The organism is Streptomyces sp. NPDC093111 (assembly GCF_040683955.1).
In the GTDB taxonomy this organism is placed as follows: domain Bacteria; phylum Actinomycetota; class Actinomycetes; order Streptomycetales; family Streptomycetaceae; genus Streptomyces.
In genome coordinates this window covers 19,586-36,578 of record NZ_JBFBNW010000008.1, presented here as the reverse complement: position 1 = coordinate 36,578, position 16,993 = coordinate 19,586, and the positions used below count along the sequence as shown (strand labels likewise).

Annotated in this window: 14 protein-coding genes; 8 read left to right on the top strand and 6 right to left on the bottom strand. The window is 71.7% G+C overall.

The window, feature by feature from the left end:
- Nucleotides 1-6 precede the first annotated feature (6 nt).
- On the top strand, nucleotides 7-1,533 hold the full coding sequence (locus AB0Q96_RS15250) for a DUF2079 domain-containing protein (RefSeq protein WP_365325500.1): 1,527 nt from the start codon (nucleotides 7-9) through the stop codon (nucleotides 1,531-1,533).
- Nucleotides 1,534-1,801: 268 nt separating this feature from the next.
- Here AB0Q96_RS15250 and mgrA read toward each other — a convergent pair whose 3' ends face one another.
- Nucleotides 1,802-2,839, bottom strand: coding sequence for an L-glyceraldehyde 3-phosphate reductase (gene mgrA / locus AB0Q96_RS15245; RefSeq protein ID WP_365325498.1), 1,038 nt, complete (start codon nucleotides 2,837-2,839; stop codon nucleotides 1,802-1,804).
- A 110-nt stretch (nucleotides 2,840-2,949) separates the two neighbouring features.
- On the opposite strand from mgrA, the gene AB0Q96_RS15240 reads away from it, so the two are divergent.
- From AB0Q96_RS15240 to AB0Q96_RS15220, 5 genes are all read left to right on the top strand, one after another.
- Nucleotides 2,950-3,711, top strand: coding sequence for an isoprenyl transferase (locus AB0Q96_RS15240; RefSeq protein ID WP_365325496.1), 762 nt, complete (start codon nucleotides 2,950-2,952; stop codon nucleotides 3,709-3,711).
- A gap of 338 nt (nucleotides 3,712-4,049) precedes the next feature.
- Complete coding sequence (locus AB0Q96_RS15235) at nucleotides 4,050-5,372, top strand: PhoH family protein (RefSeq protein WP_365325494.1); 1,323 nt, start codon at nucleotides 4,050-4,052, stop codon at nucleotides 5,370-5,372.
- A 342-nt stretch (nucleotides 5,373-5,714) separates the two neighbouring features.
- Nucleotides 5,715-6,425: a transglycosylase SLT domain-containing protein gene (locus AB0Q96_RS15230; protein WP_365325492.1), complete on the top strand. Its 711-nt coding sequence runs from the start codon at nucleotides 5,715-5,717 to the stop codon at nucleotides 6,423-6,425.
- 96 nt (nucleotides 6,426-6,521) lie between these two features.
- Nucleotides 6,522-8,003 carry an AI-2E family transporter gene (locus AB0Q96_RS15225; protein WP_365325490.1) on the top strand — a complete coding sequence of 494 codons (1,482 nt, stop codon included), beginning with the start codon at nucleotides 6,522-6,524 and terminating at the stop codon, nucleotides 8,001-8,003.
- Nucleotides 8,000-8,689, top strand: coding sequence for a hypothetical protein (locus AB0Q96_RS15220; RefSeq protein ID WP_365325488.1), 690 nt, complete (start codon nucleotides 8,000-8,002; stop codon nucleotides 8,687-8,689). The genes AB0Q96_RS15225 and AB0Q96_RS15220 overlap by 4 nt, the downstream gene beginning before the upstream one ends.
- Before the next feature lie 63 nt (nucleotides 8,690-8,752).
- Here the strand turns inward: AB0Q96_RS15220 and AB0Q96_RS15215 are convergent, their stop codons facing one another.
- Together AB0Q96_RS15215 and AB0Q96_RS15210 are read right to left on the bottom strand one after the other, a co-directional pair.
- Nucleotides 8,753-9,286 carry an alkyl hydroperoxide reductase gene (locus AB0Q96_RS15215; RefSeq protein WP_365325486.1) on the bottom strand — a complete coding sequence of 178 codons (534 nt, stop codon included), beginning with the start codon at nucleotides 9,284-9,286 and terminating at the stop codon, nucleotides 8,753-8,755.
- 2 nt (nucleotides 9,287-9,288) lie between these two features.
- Nucleotides 9,289-9,843, bottom strand: coding sequence for a peroxiredoxin (locus tag AB0Q96_RS15210; protein ID WP_046909806.1), 555 nt, complete (start codon nucleotides 9,841-9,843; stop codon nucleotides 9,289-9,291).
- Between the two features lie 152 nt (nucleotides 9,844-9,995).
- On the opposite strand from AB0Q96_RS15210, the gene AB0Q96_RS15205 reads away from it, so the two are divergent.
- A complete protein-coding gene (locus tag AB0Q96_RS15205) occupies nucleotides 9,996-10,931 on the top strand; it encodes a LysR substrate-binding domain-containing protein (protein ID WP_365325484.1) in 936 nt (311 codons plus the stop codon).
- A 29-nt stretch (nucleotides 10,932-10,960) separates the two neighbouring features.
- Here the strand turns inward: AB0Q96_RS15205 and AB0Q96_RS15200 are convergent, their stop codons facing one another.
- The 3 genes from AB0Q96_RS15200 to AB0Q96_RS15190 are packed head-to-tail and all read right to left on the bottom strand — an operon-like array spanning nucleotide 10,961 to nucleotide 14,507.
- Nucleotides 10,961-13,306 (bottom strand): FtsX-like permease family protein, encoded by a 2,346-nt coding sequence (locus tag AB0Q96_RS15200; RefSeq protein WP_365325482.1) that lies wholly within the window; start codon nucleotides 13,304-13,306, stop codon nucleotides 10,961-10,963.
- The gene (locus AB0Q96_RS15195) at nucleotides 13,303-13,986 is read right to left on the bottom strand and encodes an ABC transporter ATP-binding protein (RefSeq protein ID WP_365325480.1); all 684 of its coding nucleotides are present in this window, start codon (nucleotides 13,984-13,986) and stop codon (nucleotides 13,303-13,305) included. The genes AB0Q96_RS15200 and AB0Q96_RS15195 overlap by 4 nt, the downstream gene beginning before the upstream one ends.
- A complete protein-coding gene (locus AB0Q96_RS15190; protein WP_046909803.1) occupies nucleotides 13,983-14,507 on the bottom strand; it encodes a PadR family transcriptional regulator in 525 nt (174 codons plus the stop codon). The genes AB0Q96_RS15195 and AB0Q96_RS15190 overlap by 4 nt, the downstream gene beginning before the upstream one ends.
- A gap of 229 nt (nucleotides 14,508-14,736) precedes the next feature.
- On the opposite strand from AB0Q96_RS15190, the gene AB0Q96_RS15185 reads away from it, so the two are divergent.
- Nucleotides 14,737-16,926: a transglycosylase domain-containing protein gene (locus AB0Q96_RS15185; RefSeq protein ID WP_365325478.1), complete on the top strand. Its 2,190-nt coding sequence runs from the start codon at nucleotides 14,737-14,739 to the stop codon at nucleotides 16,924-16,926.
- Nucleotides 16,927-16,993: the final 67 nt, after the last annotated feature.

Genomic DNA, 16,993 nt, shown 5'->3' with positions numbered 1-16,993 from the left:
CCGCACATGCGGACAATCGTTGAGAAACCGGCATCAGGTACGTACGGTCCGGAGCGTCCCGCCCCCACCCCCTGGTACCGCCGCCCCGCCGCCCTGCCCTGGGCCTGGGCCCTCGCCCTCTGCCTGCTCTACGCGACCGTCGCCGTACGCCGCCACCAGCTCATGCGCACCACCGGATACGACCTCGGCATCTTCGAACAGGCCGTCCGCGCCTACGCCGAACTCCGCGCCCCCGTCGCCCCCTTGCGCGGCGAGGGCTTCAACCTCCTCGGCGACCACTTCCACCCCCTGCTCGCCGCCCTCGCCCCGCTCTACCGCCTCTGGCCCTCGCCCCTCACCCTGCTCCTCGCCCAGTCCGCCCTGCTCGCGCTCGCCGTCGTCCCGCTCGCCCGCTGGGCCGACCGCGCGCTCGGCCGCCGGGCCGCCCACGCCGTCGCCGCCGCGTACGGGCTGAGCTGGGGCGTCGCCTCCGCCGCCGCCTTCGACTTCCACGAGGTCACCCTCGCCGTGCCGCTGCTCGCCTTCTCCCTGGAGGCGCTCGGCCGGCGGCGCTGGCGGACCGCCGTCGGCTGGGCGGCACCGCTGCTCCTGGTCAAGGAGGACCTGGGCCTCACCCTCGCCGCCGTCGGCGGGTACGTCGCCGTCCGGGGCCGCGCCGACCGGGGCGCGCTCCGGCTCGGCCTCGGCACCGTCGCCGCCGGCCTGCTCGGCTCGTTCCTGGAGATCAAGGTCCTGCTGCCGGCCCTCGCCCCGACCGGCGACTACGCCCACGGCGGCAACCTCGCGGCGGCCCACGGCTCGCTCCTCGGCGCCCTCGCCCACGCCCCGCTCGACCTGCTGCGCCCCGAGACCAAGGCGACCACCCTCGTGCTGGTCCTCGCCCCGTCCGCGCTGCTCGCCCTGCGCTCCCCGCTCACGCTGATCGCGCTGCCCACCCTCGCCTGGCGGATGGCCTCGGAGAACGGCTTCCACTGGGGGACCGCCTTCCACTACAGCGCGATCCTCATGCCCGTCGTCCTCGCCGGACTCGTCGACGTCCTCGGCCGCGAGGACAACCGGCGCACCGTCCGCGCCTCGCTGGCCACGGTGCTCGCCGTGACCGCCGTCCTGCTGCCCTCGTTCCCGCTGGCCCAGCTCGCCCAACGGGCCACCTGGCACACCACCGGGCACCTGCGGGCCGCCCGCGCGCTGCTCGACGAGATCCCCGACGGGGCCACCGTCGCCGCGTCCAACCGGCTCGCCCCGCAGCTCACCTCGCGCTGCACCGTCGTCCTCTTCCCGACCTTCCCGGTCGGCGGGCGCCTGTACGCGTACCCCCGCGAGGACCTGCCGCCGCCCACCGCCGAGTGGATCATCCACGACAGCGAGGCCCCGGAGGCATGGCCGTACCCGCCGGGCCACTGGCCCTACCCGCTGCCCCAGCAGCTCGCCGAGCTCCGGGCCGCGCAGCGCGAGCACGGTTACGAGCTGGTCGCCCGCCGTGACGGCCTCACCCTGCTGCACCGCGTACGGGCCCCGCGCACCCCGTCCTGACCTGCGCCGCCGCGTCAACCGGGCGACTCGGGGCGGGGGTCCCCCGTCGGAGGTACCGATTCCGCCGCCGCGCCCGGGCGCAAACCCGCCACCGGGCCGTACGCCCCTTGTGCCGCTTGGCCTCCGGAGAATCCGCGACGCGCCGGTCGGCACGGGTGGCGCGCGGCACGACTAATGAAGGGTTATGGTGGAAACCCCCCCTCGGGCCGGTCCGTATCCCCCCCACGGACCGGCCCGTTTTTCTTTTCCCGCCGCCCTCGGGGGCGGGTCAGCCCCGGCCGGCCCAGATGTTGGTGCCCTCGGTGTCGACGGCGAAGGAGTCGATCTCCTTCAGCTCCTCCTCCGTCAGCGGCGCCCCGGCGAGGGCCGCGACGTTCTCCTCCAGCTGGGCCACGCTGGACGCGCCGATCAGCGCCGAGGTCATCCGCTCGTCCCGCAGCACCCAGGCCAGCGCGAGCTGCGCGAGCGACTGCCCGCGCCGCTCGGCGATGTCCGCCAGGCCGCGCAGGCGGCGCAGCACCTCGCCGGAGAGCAGGTTCGGGTCGAGGGACTTGCCCTGGGTGGCCCGGGAACCCTCCGGGATGCCCTTCAGGTACTTGTTGGTGAGCAGCCCCTGCGCCAGCGGCACGAAGGAGATGCAGCCCATGCCGGCCGCCTCCAGCGTGTCGAGGAGGCCGTCGTCCTCCGTCCAGCGGTTGATCATCGAGTACGAGGGCTGGTGGATCAGGGCCGGGACGCCCATCTCCTTGAGGATCCGCGCCGCCTCGGCGGTCTGCTCGGCGGTGTACGAGGAGACGCCGACGTACAGCGCCTTGCCCTGCTGGACGGCGGAGGCGAGCGCCCCCATCGTCTCCTCCAGCGGGGTGTGCGGGTCGAAGCGGTGCGAGTAGAAGATGTCGACGTAGTCGAGGCCCATCCGCTTCAGGGAGGCGTCGAGCGAGGACATCAGGTACTTGCGGGAGCCCCACTCGCCGTACGGGCCGGGGTGCATCTCGTAGCCGGCCTTCGTCGAGACGATCAGCTCGTCCCGGTAGGGCGTGAAGTCCTGCGCGAAGATCTTGCCGAAGTTCAGCTCGGCGGAGCCGGGCGGCGGCCCGTAGTTGTTCGCCAGGTCGAAGTGGGTCACGCCCAGGTCGAAGGCGCGGCGCAGGATGGCCCGCTGAGAGTCGAGGGTGCGGTCGTCGCCGAAGTTGTGCCACAGGCCGAGGGAGACGGCGGGCAGCTTGAGTCCGCTGCGGCCGGTGCGTCGGTACTCCATGGAGTCGTAGCGGTTCGTGGCGGCGCGGTACAGGGGGGAATCAGTCACGTATCTCTCCTTATCACGGACTTGTGACAGTCCCGGGCTGGGAGCCCGTGACCCGTGCGCAGTAATGTGGCGGCTTCGGGGGGCCGACGCTCATGGAGGGGTAAAGAACGGTGAACCTGCGTGACCTGGTGTACGGGCTGTACGCACGCCGGGTGGAAGGCCGACTCGACCACGCCCAGGTGCCCAAGCACATCGGTGTCATCCTCGACGGCAACCGACGCTGGGCCAAGGCCGCCGGCGGCACCCCCGAGCAGGGTCACAAGGCCGGCGCGGACAAGATCCAGGAACTGCTCGGCTGGTGCTCCGAGACGGACGTCGAGGTCGTCACCCTCTGGATGCTCTCCACCGACAACCTGAGCCGCCCGGAGGAGCAGCTGGTCCCGCTGCTCGCGATCATCGAGGACGCGGTCCGGGCCCTGGCCTCCGACGGCCGCTGGCGGGTGCACCACGTGGGCACCATGGACCTCCTGCCCGCCCGCACCCAGTCCGTGCTGAAGGAGGCCGAGCAGGCCACCCACGACAACACGGGGATACTCGTGAACGTCGCGGTGGGCTACGGCGGCCGCCAGGAGATCGCGGACGCGGTCCGCTCGCTGCTCCTGGAGCACGCGGACAAGGGCACCAGCTTCGAGGAGCTCGCCGAGATCGTCGACGTCGAGCACATCTCCGAGCACCTCTACACCCGCGGCCAGCCCGACCCGGACCTGGTGATCCGCACCAGCGGCGAGCAGCGCCTGTCCGGATTCATGCTGTGGCAGAGCGCCCACTCGGAGTACTACTTCTGCGAGGTGCACTGGCCGGCCTTCCGCAAGGTCGACTTCCTGCGCGCGCTGCGCGACTACGCGGCCCGGCACCGCCGCTTCGGTTCCTGAGACCTCCTGAGGCCCCCGAAGACCCCCCGGAACCACCGGCACCCCTGGTCGTCCCCCGTCACCCCTTGTTCATGAACACGCCGTCATATGCCATGGCATGACGGCGTGTGTTCGAGGGCATATCCCTGGTGAAGTGAGCGGCACGGAGACCGCCACCCGGGAGGCCCTTTGCACCAGGACGACCGTGCAGGAGATGCGCGGACGAAGCGGAGGGCCGGAGCTCGGCCCGCGCATCGCGGCCTGAGCCCGGTCCCATTCCGCAGCGACGGCGGTTCCCCCGTGAGCGGAGCCGCCGCACCCCGACCTCACAGGGGTGCTCGAAGGGGGTCTGTCCTTCCGTGGTGACCAGCACTAAGCGCCGCTTGTCCGACAGGCGCACCTATGTTCTCGACACCAGCGTCCTGCTGGCCGACCCGAGCGCGATGTCCCGCTTCGACGAGCACGAGGTCGTGCTCCCGATCGTCGTGGTCACCGAGCTGGAGGCCAAGAGGCACCACCCCGAGCTCGGCTACTTCGCCCGGCAGGCCCTGCGCCTCCTGGACGACTTCCGGGTCCGGTACGGACGCCTCGACTCCCCGCTCCCCATCGGGGACCTGGGCGGCACGCTCCGCGTCGAACTCAACCACTCGGACCCCGGCGTCCTGCCGGCCGGCTACCGGCTGGGGGACAACGACTCCCGGATCCTCGCGGTCGCGCGCAACCTGCAGGCGGAGGGGTACGACGTCACGGTCGTCTCCAAGGACCTGCCGCTGCGCATCAAGGCGTCCTCGGTCGGCCTCCTCGCCGAGGAGTACCGGGCGGAACTCGCCATCACGGACTCCGGCTGGACCGGGATGTCCGAGCTGGCCCTCTCCGCGGACCAGGTCGACACCCTGTACGAGCAGGAGACGCTGTACGTGCCCGAGGCGGCCGAGCTGCCCGTGCACACCGGCCTGGTCCTCCAGTCCGAGCGCGGCAAGGCGCTCGGCCGGGTCGCGGCCGACGGCGGCATCCGGCTGGTGCGGGGCGACCGGGAGGTCTTCGGGATCCGCGGCCGCAGCGCCGAGCAGCGGATCGCGCTGGACCTGCTGCTCGACCCGGACGTCGGCATCGTCTCGATGGGCGGCCGGGCCGGCACCGGCAAGTCGGCCCTCGCGCTCTGCGCGGGCCTGGAGGCGGTCCTGGAGCGCCGTCAGCACCAGAAGGTGATGGTCTTCCGTCCGCTGTACGCGGTCGGCGGCCAGGAGCTCGGCTATCTGCCGGGCACCGAGGCCGAGAAGATGAGCCCCTGGGCCCAGGCGGTCTTCGACACCCTCTCGTCCGTGGCGGGGCGCGAGGTGATCGAGGAGGTGCTCGGCCGGGGCATGCTGGAGGTGCTCCCGCTCACCCACATCCGGGGCCGCTCGCTGCACGACGCGTTCGTCATCGTGGACGAGGCCCAGTCCCTGGAGCGGAACGTGCTGTTGACCGTTCTGTCCCGGATCGGGGCGAACTCCCGGGTCGTCCTCACCCACGACGTCGCCCAGCGCGACAACCTGCGGGTCGGGCGGTACGACGGAGTCGTCGCCGTGGTCGAGAAATTGAAGGGGCATCCGCTCTTCGCGCACGTCACGCTCACCCGCTCCGAGCGCTCGCAGATCGCCGCGCTCGTGACCGAAATGCTGGAGGACGGGCAGATCTGACCTGAATCGCACCGCAGTTGGCGCCGCCCGGCAAAGCGTAGGAGCTTAGCCGGGCGGCGCCGCGTTGTCCGCTGTATCGCCCAAATGCCGTGCACCTGTTCAGGTGTGAGCTTTCACACGCAGTCGGGAATTGCCTTGCGGTGTCGGTGTCCGGCAAAGTCTTGCTTCCGTCAGGCCCCGCATACGGCACACGTGCACCCTCAGGGGTGCGGCACCACACAACTCAACAGCCGTCAGCCGTATGCCGCCCACAGCACCACGGGCCCGTGTCTTCTGTGACCCAGCAGTTCGGAGACCAGCGCCAGGGGCACGATTTCGCCCGCTTGGTCACCTGCGCGGGCGATGCTGGAAGGAAACCGTGTGAGCCGGATCTCGGTCCGGGGATTCGCGGTGGCTTCGGCCACTGCGGTCACCACCGTCGGCGCCGTCGTCGGCGTCGCCTCGGGCAATGCCGCGCAGCCCGCCGACGACAACTTCGAGGCCACCGCGGCCGACACCACGCTGCTCGCGGACATTCCCGCGGGTGAGCAGGCCCGCGTACAGGTCTCCTCCCTCTCTGAGCAGGCCGACGTCCAGGCCGCCGCCGCCGACTCCCTCGTGCGCAAGTCCGCCGAGGAAGCCGCCCGCGTGCAGGCCGCCAAGGACGCCGAGGCGAAGAAGAAGGCCGCCGACAAGGCCGAGAAGGAGCGCAAGGAAGAGGCCGAGCGGGCCAGCCGCTCCTCTCTCCGCGACGCGAGCAGCTTCTCCGCCCAGGGCTCCTACAGCGTCTCCGAGGTCAAGGCGATGGCTCGCCAGATGATCCCGGCCGACCAGTTCCAGTGCTTCAGCAACATCGTGGACCACGAGTCCGGGTGGAACTACCGGGCCGTCAACGCGGGCTCGGGCGCCTACGGCCTGGTCCAGGCGCTCCCCGGCTCCAAGATGTCCACGGCCGGCGCCGACTGGCAGACCAACCCCGCCACCCAGATCAAGTGGGGCCTGAGCTACATGGACGGCCGCTACGGCAGCCCGTGCGGCGCCTGGTCGTTCTGGCAGGCAAACCGCTGGTACTAGTACCGGCCGCTCAACTTCGCGCAGCCCCTCGCCGTCCTACGGTGGGGGGCTGCGTGCGTGTAGGTTCGGGGATTCGGAGGGGGAGAGGGAAAGAGCATGTCGAGACTGCCAGGATGGCTGAACCGGCTGGGCGCGAGCTTCAGCCGCATGGGCGAGCGCCTTGACGAGCGCCGCGCGGAGGCCGAACGCGAGGATCCGCTGGGCCCGCCGTACGTCGTCCCGGACGTCCCGGCGTACGCCCCCGCGCCCGCCGCCGCGCCCGCTCCCGTGGCCGCCGCCGTGGCCGTCGCGGACCCGGTCGCGCACCCGCGCCCCCGCACGGACAAGGGCGCCGACGGCACCGGGGACTCCGGGCCGGACCCGGAGACCGCCGCGGCCTCGGCCGCCTCCGTCCCGGCACCGCCCGCCTACGCGCCCGCCGTCGCCGCCCGGCCCGACCCCGTCGCCGCGATCCCGTGGGGCATGCGGGTCGCCGCCGAGGCCGGCTGGCGGCTGCTCGTCCTGGCCGGCACGGTCTGGGTGCTGATGAAGGTGATCAGCTCCGTCCAGCTGGTCGTGCTCGCCTTCGTCGCCGCCCTCCTCATCACCGCGCTGCTCCAGCCCATCGTCGTCCTGCTGCGCCGCAAGGGCCTGCCCCGAGGTCTGGCCACCGCCGTCACCGCCGTCTCCGGCTTCGTCGTGATGGGCCTGGTCGGCTGGTTCGTGGTCTGGCAGGTGATGGACAACATCGACAACCTGTCCGACCAGGTCAGGGCGGGCATCGACGACCTCAAGCGCTGGCTGCTCGCCAGCCCGTTCCACGTCACCGAGTCGCAGATCAACGACATCGCGAAGAACCTCAGCGACACCATCGGCGCCAACGCCGAGCAGATCACCTCCGCCGGACTCCAGGGCGTGACCGTGATCGTCGAGGCGATGACCGGCATCCTGCTCGCCATGTTCTCCACCCTCTTCCTCCTCTACGACGGGAAGAAGGTCTGGGAGTGGACGCTGAAGCTGGTGCCCGCGCAGGCCAGGCCCGGCGTCGCCGGAGCCGGCCCGCGGGCCTGGCGCACCCTCACCGCGTACGTCCGCGGCACGGTGCTCGTCGCCCTGATCGACGCCGTCTTCATCGGCCTCGGGCTCTACTTCCTCGACGTGCCGATGGCCGTGCCGCTCGCCGTCTTCATCTTCCTCTTCGCCTTCATCCCGATGGTCGGCGCCGTGCTCTCCGGCGCCCTCGCGGTCGTCGTCGCGCTCGTCACCAACGGGGTGTTCACCGCCCTCATGGTGATCGTGGTGGTGCTCGCCGTGCAGCAGATCGAGGGCCACGTCCTCCAGCCGTTCATCCTCGGCCGGGCCGTGCGGGTGCACCCCCTGGCGGTGGTCCTCGCGGTCGCGGCCGGCGGACTGACCGCCGGCATCGGCGGCGCCGTCGTCGCCGTCCCGCTGGTCGCCGTCTCCAACACGGTGGTCGGCTACCTGCGCGCGTACAGCCACGAACAGGCCCTGCGCGCCTCGCCCGAGCCGCGCGGCGCCACCGCCCACGAGGTCGCGCCCACCCCCGCGCCGGGGGCGGCCGGGCGGGTGGACGGATGATCTCGGAGCCGGAGCTCGTCGGCGGTACGGAGTTCCCGGCCGCCCTGGAGCCCCTCCCGGCCGAGCCGAAGCGGTCCGGGCCCCGGCGGCCCTGGCTGTGGGCGCTCGGCGGGGCGGTCGCCGCCTCCGCGGTGTGGACCGGCGGACTCGTCGCGTACGACCGGCAGGAGGACGGGCGCGGACCGGACCTGAAGGGGTACCGGGCCGAGGAGGACCCCTGCGGGAAGGCCCGGCTGCCCGGACTCAGCTCGTCCTTCGGACGCAAGTCGGAGTCGACCAACCCGCTCGTCCTGGACCACCCCAACCTGTTCCGGGCGGAGTGCGTGGTCACCCTGGCCGCCGAGCCCGTCCCGTACCAGCTCGCCGTCACGTACACCCTGCACCGGGTCACCGACCCGCGCCCGGAGTTCGAGGCCCGGATGAACGACCCCTTCCAGGGCATCGGGGACCGCGTCTCCGGGGCCGGCCAGGTCGCCTACCTCAAGGACGACAACGACGGCGGCCAGCTGGAGCTGCACGTCCTCGACGGGCAGGCGGTGATCGAGTTCTCGCTTTCCCCGGTCATCACGTACCAGGAGGGGGTCGCGGAGCAGAAGGTGCCGCCCCGGCTGGACCCGGCCGCGACCCGCACCTTCCTCCTGGAGGACATGAACGCGCTGACGGGCGCGCTCCGGGCGAAGGAATGACGGAAGGGCCCTGGGGCGTGCTGCGCCCCAGGGCCCTTCTCGTCGTACGCGCGGAGTCCGGACCTACTCGGCCAGGACCGCCTCGGCGTCCAGCGTGACGCCGACCGCCTGGATGACCGCGGCGATCTTCACGGCCTCCTGGATCGTCTCGCGGTCGACACCGGCCTTGCGCAGGACCTGCTCGTGCGAGTCCAGGCACTGACCGCAGCCGTTGATCGCGGAGACCGCCAGCGACCACAGCTCGAAGTCGACCTTGTCGACGCCCGGGTTGCCGATGACGTTCATCCGCAGACCGGCGCGCATCGTCCCGTACTCCGGGTCCGACAGCAGGTGCCGGGTCCGGTAGAAGACGTTGTTCATCGCCATGATCGCGGCGGCCGACTTCGCGGCCTGGTACGCCTCGGGCTTCAGGTTGGCCTGGGCCTCGGGCTCCAGCTCCTTGAGCACCTTCGGCGAACGCGAGGCGATCGCGCACGCGAGGACCGTGCCCCACAGCTGCTGCTGCGGGAGCTCGCTGTTGCCGATGACCGAGCCGAGGTTCAGCTTGAGGTCCTTGGCGAAGTCCGGGACGGCGGCCTTCAGCTCATCGAGCGCCATGCTCACTCACCGGCCAGGAGCGCGCCGGCGTCGAGGGTGTCCTCACCCTTGTTCCAGTTGCACGGGCACAGCTCGTCGGTCTGCAGGGCGTCCAGGACCCGCAGGACCTCCTTGGGGTTACGGCCCACGGAGCCGGCCGTCACCATGGTGAACTGGATCTCGTTGTTCGGGTCCACGATGAAGACGGCGCGCTGGGCGAAGCCGTCCTCGCCGCGCACGCCGCAGTCGCTCATGAGCTCGTGCTTCGAGTCGGCGAGCATCGGGAAGGGCAGGTCACGCAGGTCGGCGTGGTCCTTGCGCCAGGCGTGGTGCACGAACTCGGAGTCGCCGGAGACGCCGAGGATCTGGGCGTCACGGTCGGCGAACTCGTCGTTCAGCTTGCCGAAGGCGGCGATCTCGGTGGGGCAGACGAAGGTGAAGTCCTTCGGCCAGAAGAACACCACGCGCCACTTGCCCTCGTAGGACTTGTGGTCGATCTGCTCGAACTCCTTGCCGCTCTCCAGCGACACGCAGGCGGTCAGGTCGTAGGTGGGGAACTGGTCACCGACAGTGAGCACGCGCTCTCCTTGCAGTTCGGAAGGGTCCCTTTTGAGGTCTTCCGTGAGGGGTTGGACGGATCCCCAGCATGGCACGGAGTGCATTGATCAGTGAAATAGCTAGACTGGCTCAAGTTGATCGAAGGTGGTTATCAGTGATTCCGGCCCGGCGCGTGAAACAACCCAGCCTGTCCCAGCTCAGAGCCTTCGCAGCGGTCGCGGAGCACCTCCACTTCCGCGACGCGGCGGCGGCCATCGGGATGAGCCAGCCCGCCCTCTCGGGCGCGGTGTCGGCTCTCGAAGAGGCACTCGGTGTCCAGCTCCTCGAGCGTACGACGCGCAAGGTACTGCTCTCGCCCGCGGGGGAGCGGCTCGCGGTCCGGGCCGGTGCCGTGCTCGACGCGGTCGGCGAGCTGATGGAGGAGGCCGAGGCGGCCCAGGCCCCGTTCACGGGGGTGCTGCGGCTCGGGGTCATCCCGACGGTCGCGCCGTACCTGCTGCCGACCGTGCTGCGCCTGGTCCACACCCGCTATCCGGAGCTCGACCTCCAGGTGCACGAGGAGCAGACCTCCTCGCTGCTCGACGGGCTGGCCGCCGGACGGCTCGACCTGCTGCTGCTCGCGGTGCCGCTGGGTGCCCCCGGAGTCACCGAACTCCCGCTGTTCGACGAGGACTTCGTCCTGGTCGCCCCCGAGGGGCATCCGCTCGCCGGGCGCGCCGACATCCCCCGCGAGGCGCTCAGGGAGCTCAAGCTGCTGCTCCTGGACGAGGGGCACTGTCTGCGCGACCAGGCCCTCGACATCTGCCGCGAGGCCGGGCGCACCGAGGGGGCGCCGGTCACCACCACCGCGGCCGGCCTCTCGACGCTGGTCCAGCTGGTCGCGGGCGGGCTCGGCGTGACCCTGCTGCCGCGCACCGCGGTCACGGTCGAGACGGCCCGCAACACGGCCCTGCACACCGGCTGCTTCGCCGCCCCGGCGCCGTCCCGCCGGATCGCGCTCGCCATGCGCACGGGCGCGGCCCGCCAGTCCGAGTTCGGACAACTGGCGGGCGCGCTGCGCGAGGCGATGCGACGCCTTCCGGTACGGGTGGTGGGCGCGGAGACCTGAGGCCCCGCGCCCCGCCCGTACCCCGCGGGCTACTCCGTCCGGAGCCCGTCGGCCCGCATCAGGCGCCACAGCAGCGGCAGGCTGAGCAGGGTCACCGCGGCGATCAGCGCCGCGCCGACACCGGCCACCGGCAGGAAGATCCACCAGTCCTCGACCTGCTTGTCGATCATCTTCAGCAGGGCCGCGCCGAGGCCGAGTCCGCCGACCACCGCGAGGGCGAGCCCGAGGACGATCGGCACGGTCGTCTGCCACAGCACCGACCAGCCCAGCGTGCTGCGCCGGGTGCCGAAGGCGACCAGCGAGGACAGCAGCCGCCGGCGTTCGCGCAGCTGTTCCAGGGTGGTGACCAGGAGCGAGGCCGCCACGAGGAGCATGGTCAGCGTGGCGCCGACCAGGATCCCGGTGCGGACGCTCGCGTACTGGGCGTCGCGCTCCATGTTCTGGAGGGTGTCGACGCGGGTCAACGGATCGAGTGCGGCGACCGCGTTGCGCACGTACTCGGGCGCGTCCGGCACATCCGGATCGACCCGGATCATCGCGTTGACCCCGGGGGATTCGAGCCGGGCGGCGTCGATCGCCTTCGGAGTGGCGAGCACCCCGAAGGCCATCATGCCCATGGGGTCGCGCCGCGCGTCCACCGTGCGGGCGGTGGCGGGGATGCGCCAGGTGGGCGGCGGTCCGCCCTTGGGCTGCCGTTCGCGCAGGGCCACCAGGGCACCCGCCCTCGCGGTCCCGGTCACCCAGGCGTCCTCGGGGCCCTCCTTGCCGTGCGCGAGGGCGATGAACACGTCGCCGTCCACGCAGGAGGGCAGGACGGCGAGCTCCTTCAGGGAGGCGCAGTCGCCGACGGAGACCGAGGTGATGGAGCCGCTCTCCTCGCCCTTGGGCGGCGGTCCGGCCCGCCACAGGTTGGACTCGATGACCCCGGTGACCCCGGTGACGCCCTTCGTCGCGGCCAGCTTGTCGATCATCCGCCGCGCCGCGTCGCCGTCGTGGGCGCGGACCCTGGTCTGGATCTGGGCCCGGGCGGTGTCCATGTTGGTGGGGCGCATGAAGTCGTTCTGCATCGCCTGGAACAGCATCAGCAGGGCGATCGCCCCGGTCGCCGCGACGACGATGCCGCTGACCGTGCGGGCGGCGGCGCTGCTGCTCAGCTGGAGCCGGCGCACGGCCAGCTGCCAGGCGACCGGACCGCCGTGCAGCCGCTTCACCAGGGCTTCCACCAGCCAGGGCAGCAGGGTGGTGAGCCCGATCAGGGACAGGGTGGTGCCGCCGGCGACCCAGACCGTGTCGATCTGCGTCTGCTCGATCCGCACGCCCGAGACGGAGGGCACCAGGAGCGCCGCCCCGGCCAGCACGAGGACCAGCCGCCAGGCGAGGCGGCGGGGCCGCGGGACGGCGGTCCTGACGACGCCGAGCGGCTCGATCGCGACCTCGCGCAGCGCGAAGAGGGTGACCGCGACGGCGGCGACCGGCACCGCGCCGATGACCAGCGCGGCCAGCCACGGCAGCGGGGACACGTCGGACGGGAAGGCGTTGACGTCCCAGAACCTCACCGTGCCGGCGAACTGCCGGGCTACGGCGAACAGGACGGCGCCGAAGCCGAGGCCGAGCAGCGCGCCCGCGAGGGACTCGCCGGCCGCGATCCGCCGGGTCATCGCGTTGTCCGCGCCGACCAGCCGCAGCGCCGCGAGGCGCCGGTCGCGCTGTTCGCCGCCGAAGCGGACGGCGGTGGCGATGAAGACCAGCACCGGCAGCAGCAGCACCACGCAGCCGATGACGACGAGCAGGAGCAGGAAGGCGTTCGCCGGCTCCTCGGGCACCGACCAGCCGTAGGTCCTGCCGCGGCCGTCGTAGTTGTCCGTGGTCAGCGTCGCGCTGCCGGCCACGTACCGCAGCTCCGCCGGGCCGATCAGTCCGGCCTCGCCCAGGGTGCCGACGGTCCGGTACGGGATCCGCTCGCGCAGCAGCGCCCCCTCGGGGGAGCCGAGCAGGTCGGCGAGGGCGGGCGAGACCAGCATCTCGCCCGGGCCCGGCATCGCGGCGGCGCCGGGCGGCAGCGCGGGGCGCCCGCCCTCGGGCCGGAGGAGCAGGCCGGTGACGGCCTCGCCCCGGTACTCGGTCCGGTGGCCCACGTGCAGAAAGGTGTCGGGGCCCGGCTTGGCGACCTCGTAGCTCGCGTCGGGCACCCGGGCGGACTCCCGTACCTCCCGCTGGAAGAGCATGTTCGGCAGCGAGGCGGCGACCAGCAGCAGGGCCACGCCGCATCCGATGCCGGTCGCCGTCAGGGCCGTACGGATCCAGCCGCCGCGCCCGCCGGTGACGGCGAAGCGCGCGCCGAGCGCCAGGTCGCGCGCCCAGGTGCGCAGGTTCATGCCGCCCACTCCGTGTCCCGTACGGAGCCGTCGCGGACCACGACCTCGCGGTCGGAGTAGGCGGCGACCCGGGCCTCGTGGGTGACCAGGACGACGGCGGCACCGGTGTCCCGGGAGGCGTCGGTGAGCAGCCGCATCACCCGCTCGCCGTTGAGCGAGTCGAGCGCGCCGGTCGGCTCGTCGGCGAAGATCACCCGCGGGGCGGTGACGAGGGCGCGGGCCACGGCGACCCGCTGGCCCTGGCCGCCGGATATCTCGCCGGGGCGCTTGCCGGCCACCTCCTCGACCTCCAGGCGGGTCAGCCAGGTGCGCGCCTTCTCCTCGGCGCTCCTGCGGCGCTCGCCGTTCAGGCGCAGCGGCAGGGCGACGTTCTCGACGCAGGTGAGCTCGGGGACCAGCTGGCCGAACTGGAAGACGAAGCCGAAGTCGGCGCGGCGCAAGGCGCTGCGCCGGGTGTCGCTGAGGGCGGTCAGCTCGCGCCCGTCGTAGTGGATGGTCCCGGCGTCGGGGCGGACGATGCCGGCGAGGCAGTGCAGCAGGGTGGACTTGCCGGAGCCGGAGGGGCCCATCACGGCGACGACCTCCCCGGCCCGCAGGGTGAAGTCGGCCCCGGCGAGCGCGGGCGTCGGGCCGTACGCCTTGTCGATCCCGCTCGCCCGCAGCAGCGGCTCGGCGGTCATCGGCGGACCTCCTCGGCGAGCCGGTCGAGACGGGCGGCGGTCAGTTCCAGCCAGCGCAGGTCGGCTTCCAGGTGGAACAGGGCGTGGTCGCAGATCAGCTGGTCCGCGAGGTCGCCGTCCTTCTTGCGCCGGGTGAGCTCGCGCATCAGGCGCAGGTGCTCGGTGCGCTGGACGTCGAGGAGCTCGGCGGCCCCGCGTCCGGTGAGCAGGGCGAGGACGACCTTGGTGTAGAGCGTCGACTGGAGGTAGGGCTCGGGCTTCTCGGGGGTGGCCAGCCAGGCGGCGACATCGGTGATGCCTGCCTCGGTGATGGCGTACCGCTTGCGCTCGGGGCCGCCGCCGGCCTCGATGCCGTCGACCTCGACGAGACCGTTCTTCAGGAGCCGGGACATGGTCGAGTAGACCTGCCCGTAGTGCAGCGGCCGGTCGTGGCCGAACCGCTCGTCGAAGGCGCGCTTGAGGTCGTAGCCGTGGCGCGGGCCGGACTCCAGGAGTCCCAGCAGGGTGTGACCGATGGACATGGCGCCACTGTACATGTCGTGTATACGCACGATGTATAGCCCTGGTCGCACCCCGGTGCGCGCGGACTGTGACCGGCGGCACACAACCATCCGGCGCTCTGGAGCGTCGGTTCCGTCGGGAGCAGGTGCTGATTCTCACGTCCGGAAAGTACGGATCGATCGGCCTTTGTCTCCATGGGCGGTGTTAGCTTTCTGAGCTGATTCCACGACGAGCGGAGCGACGGAAGACATGGGCCGAACGAGCAAGGACCAGGCGAAGAAGGGCGGGCGCATACGTCGGCTCTTCACCTGGAAGAAACTCCTGGGCACGTTCTTCGTGGGATGCCTGCTCGTCATGGGCGCCTTCTACGCGGTCTACCTGATGGTCCCGGTGCCGACCGCCAACGCCGACGCGACGCTGCAGAGCAACGTCTACAAGTACTCCAACGGCAAGGTCATGGCCCGCACGGGCAAGATCAACCGTGAGATCGTCGGCCTGGAGAAGGTCCCCCAGGACGTCCAGCGGGCCTTCGTCGCCGCCGAGAACAAGACCTTCTACAAGGACAACGGCGTCGACATCAAGGGCACCGTCCGCGCCGCGTGGAACACCCTCACCGGCAAGGGCAAGCAGGGTGGTTCGACGATCACCCAGCAGTACGTGAAGAACTACTACTTGAGCCAGGACCAGACGGCCACCCGCAAGCTCAAGGAAATGGTCATCGCCATCAAGGTGGACCAGAACATGCAGAAGCCCGAGATCCTCGCCGGGTACATGAACACCAGCTACTACGGCCGCAACGCCTACGGCATCCAGGCCGCCGCCCAGGCGTACTACGGCGTCGACGCAGCCAAGCTGAACGCCGCCCAGGGCGCCTACCTCGCCTCCCTGCTCCAGGCCCCCAGCCAGTACGACTGGACCTCCGCGAGCACCGAGGGCCGCAAGCTCGTCGAGCAGCGCTGGAACTACGTCCTCGACAACATGGTCGAGGAGGGCTGGCTCGACTCCGGCAAGCGCGCCGGCATGAAGTTCCCCGTCCCGCAGAAGCCCAAGGCCCCCAAGGGCATGAGCGGCCAGAGCGGCTACATCGTCGAGGCCGCCAACCAGGAGCTGATGCGCCAGGGCGTCAGCGAGGAGGACCTGAAGGCCGGCGGCTGGACGATCACCCTCAACATCGACGAGAAGAAGCAGAAGGCGCTCGTCCGGGCCGTCGACAAGCAGCTCGAGGACAAGCTGGACCGCAAGGACAGCAAGAAGCAGGCGAGCGTCCAGGCCGGCGCCACCTCCGTCGACCCGAAGACCGGCGCGGTCGTCGCCCTCTACGGCGGCATCGGCGCCACCGAGCACTGGACGAACAACGCCACCCGGCGCGACTACCAGCCCGCCTCGACCTTCAAGCCGCTCGTGCTGGCCTCCGCGCTCGACAACGACGCCGTGACCCAGGACGGGCGCAAGATCGGCCTCGGCACGATCTACGACGGCACCAGCAAGCGCGCGGTGGTCGGCAGCTCCATCCCGTTCAACCCGGAGAACGAGGACAACCAGAGCTACGGCCCGGTCAGCGTCCAGAAGGCCACCAACAGCTCGATCAACTCGGTCTACGCCCAGATGATCGTCGACGTCGGCCCCACCAAGGCCAAGCAGACCGCGATCGGCCTCGGCATGAAGGACGGCGTCGACTTCGGCGCCACCCCGTCGATGTCGCTCGGCGTCATGGGCGCCTCCACCATGGACATGGCCGGCGCCTACGCCACCCTCGACAACCACGGCGTCAAGGTCACCCCGACCCTCGTGAAGTCCGCCGAGCACAAGGACCGCACGGCCGAACCCGTGAAGTCCATCGGTGACCGGGTGATCAGCCGCGAGGCCGCCGACACCACCACCAAGGCCATGCAGGGCGTCGTCCGGTCCGGCTCCGGCTTCCGCGCCGCCGGCGACTACGCCGCGGCCGGCAAGACCGGCACCTCCGAGAACAACCGCTCGGCCTGGTTCGTCGGCTACACCCCCGAGCTGGTCACCGCCGTCGGCCTGTTCGGCGAGGACGCCAAGGGCAACCAGGTCACCCTGACCGACACCATCAACCCGGGCCGCGCCAACGGTGGCCGCACCCCCGCGCAGATCTGGGGCGCCTACACCACCGACGCGCTCGGCGGCGGCTCCGACGCCTCCTTCGACCTGAAGACCGACGGCACCTCCGGCGGCGACGGCACCGCGCCGACGCCGACCGAGACGGCCACCGGGTCGCCCACGCCGACCACGACGCCCAGCGACGAGGCCACCACGCCGACCCAGCCGCCGACGTCCACCGCCACCACGCCGACCCAGCCGCCCACCTCGACGGCCACGACGCCGCCCACGCCGCCGCCGACGAAGACGGACGAGCCGACGACCGAGCCGCCGCCGGACGGCAACGGAGCCTCCGACGGCCGACCGGGCCAGTGAGACAAGGCGACGGCCGGGCCCCCCGCACAGGGGCCCGGCCGTCGCCTTTCTCGTACCGTCTCCGCGC

Coding starts and splice junctions, on each gene's coding strand:
- AB0Q96_RS15250 (WP_365325500.1), top strand. CDS start 7: ATGCGGACAATCGTTGAGAAACCGGCATCAGGTACGTACGGTCCGGAG.
- AB0Q96_RS15230 (WP_365325492.1), top strand. CDS start 5,715: ATGCTGGAAGGAAACCGTGTGAGCCGGATCTCGGTCCGGGGATTCGCG.
- AB0Q96_RS15225 (WP_365325490.1), top strand. CDS start 6,522: ATGTCGAGACTGCCAGGATGGCTGAACCGGCTGGGCGCGAGCTTCAGC.
- AB0Q96_RS15220 (WP_365325488.1), top strand. CDS start 8,000: ATGATCTCGGAGCCGGAGCTCGTCGGCGGTACGGAGTTCCCGGCCGCC.
- AB0Q96_RS15215 (WP_365325486.1), bottom strand. CDS start 9,286: ATGGCGCTCGATGAGCTGAAGGCCGCCGTCCCGGACTTCGCCAAGGAC.
- AB0Q96_RS15200 (WP_365325482.1), bottom strand. CDS start 13,306: ATGAACCTGCGCACCTGGGCGCGCGACCTGGCGCTCGGCGCGCGCTTC.
- AB0Q96_RS15195 (WP_365325480.1), bottom strand. CDS start 13,986: ATGACCGCCGAGCCGCTGCTGCGGGCGAGCGGGATCGACAAGGCGTAC.
- AB0Q96_RS15190 (WP_046909803.1), bottom strand. CDS start 14,507: ATGTCCATCGGTCACACCCTGCTGGGACTCCTGGAGTCCGGCCCGCGC.
- AB0Q96_RS15185 (WP_365325478.1), top strand. CDS start 14,737: ATGGGCCGAACGAGCAAGGACCAGGCGAAGAAGGGCGGGCGCATACGT.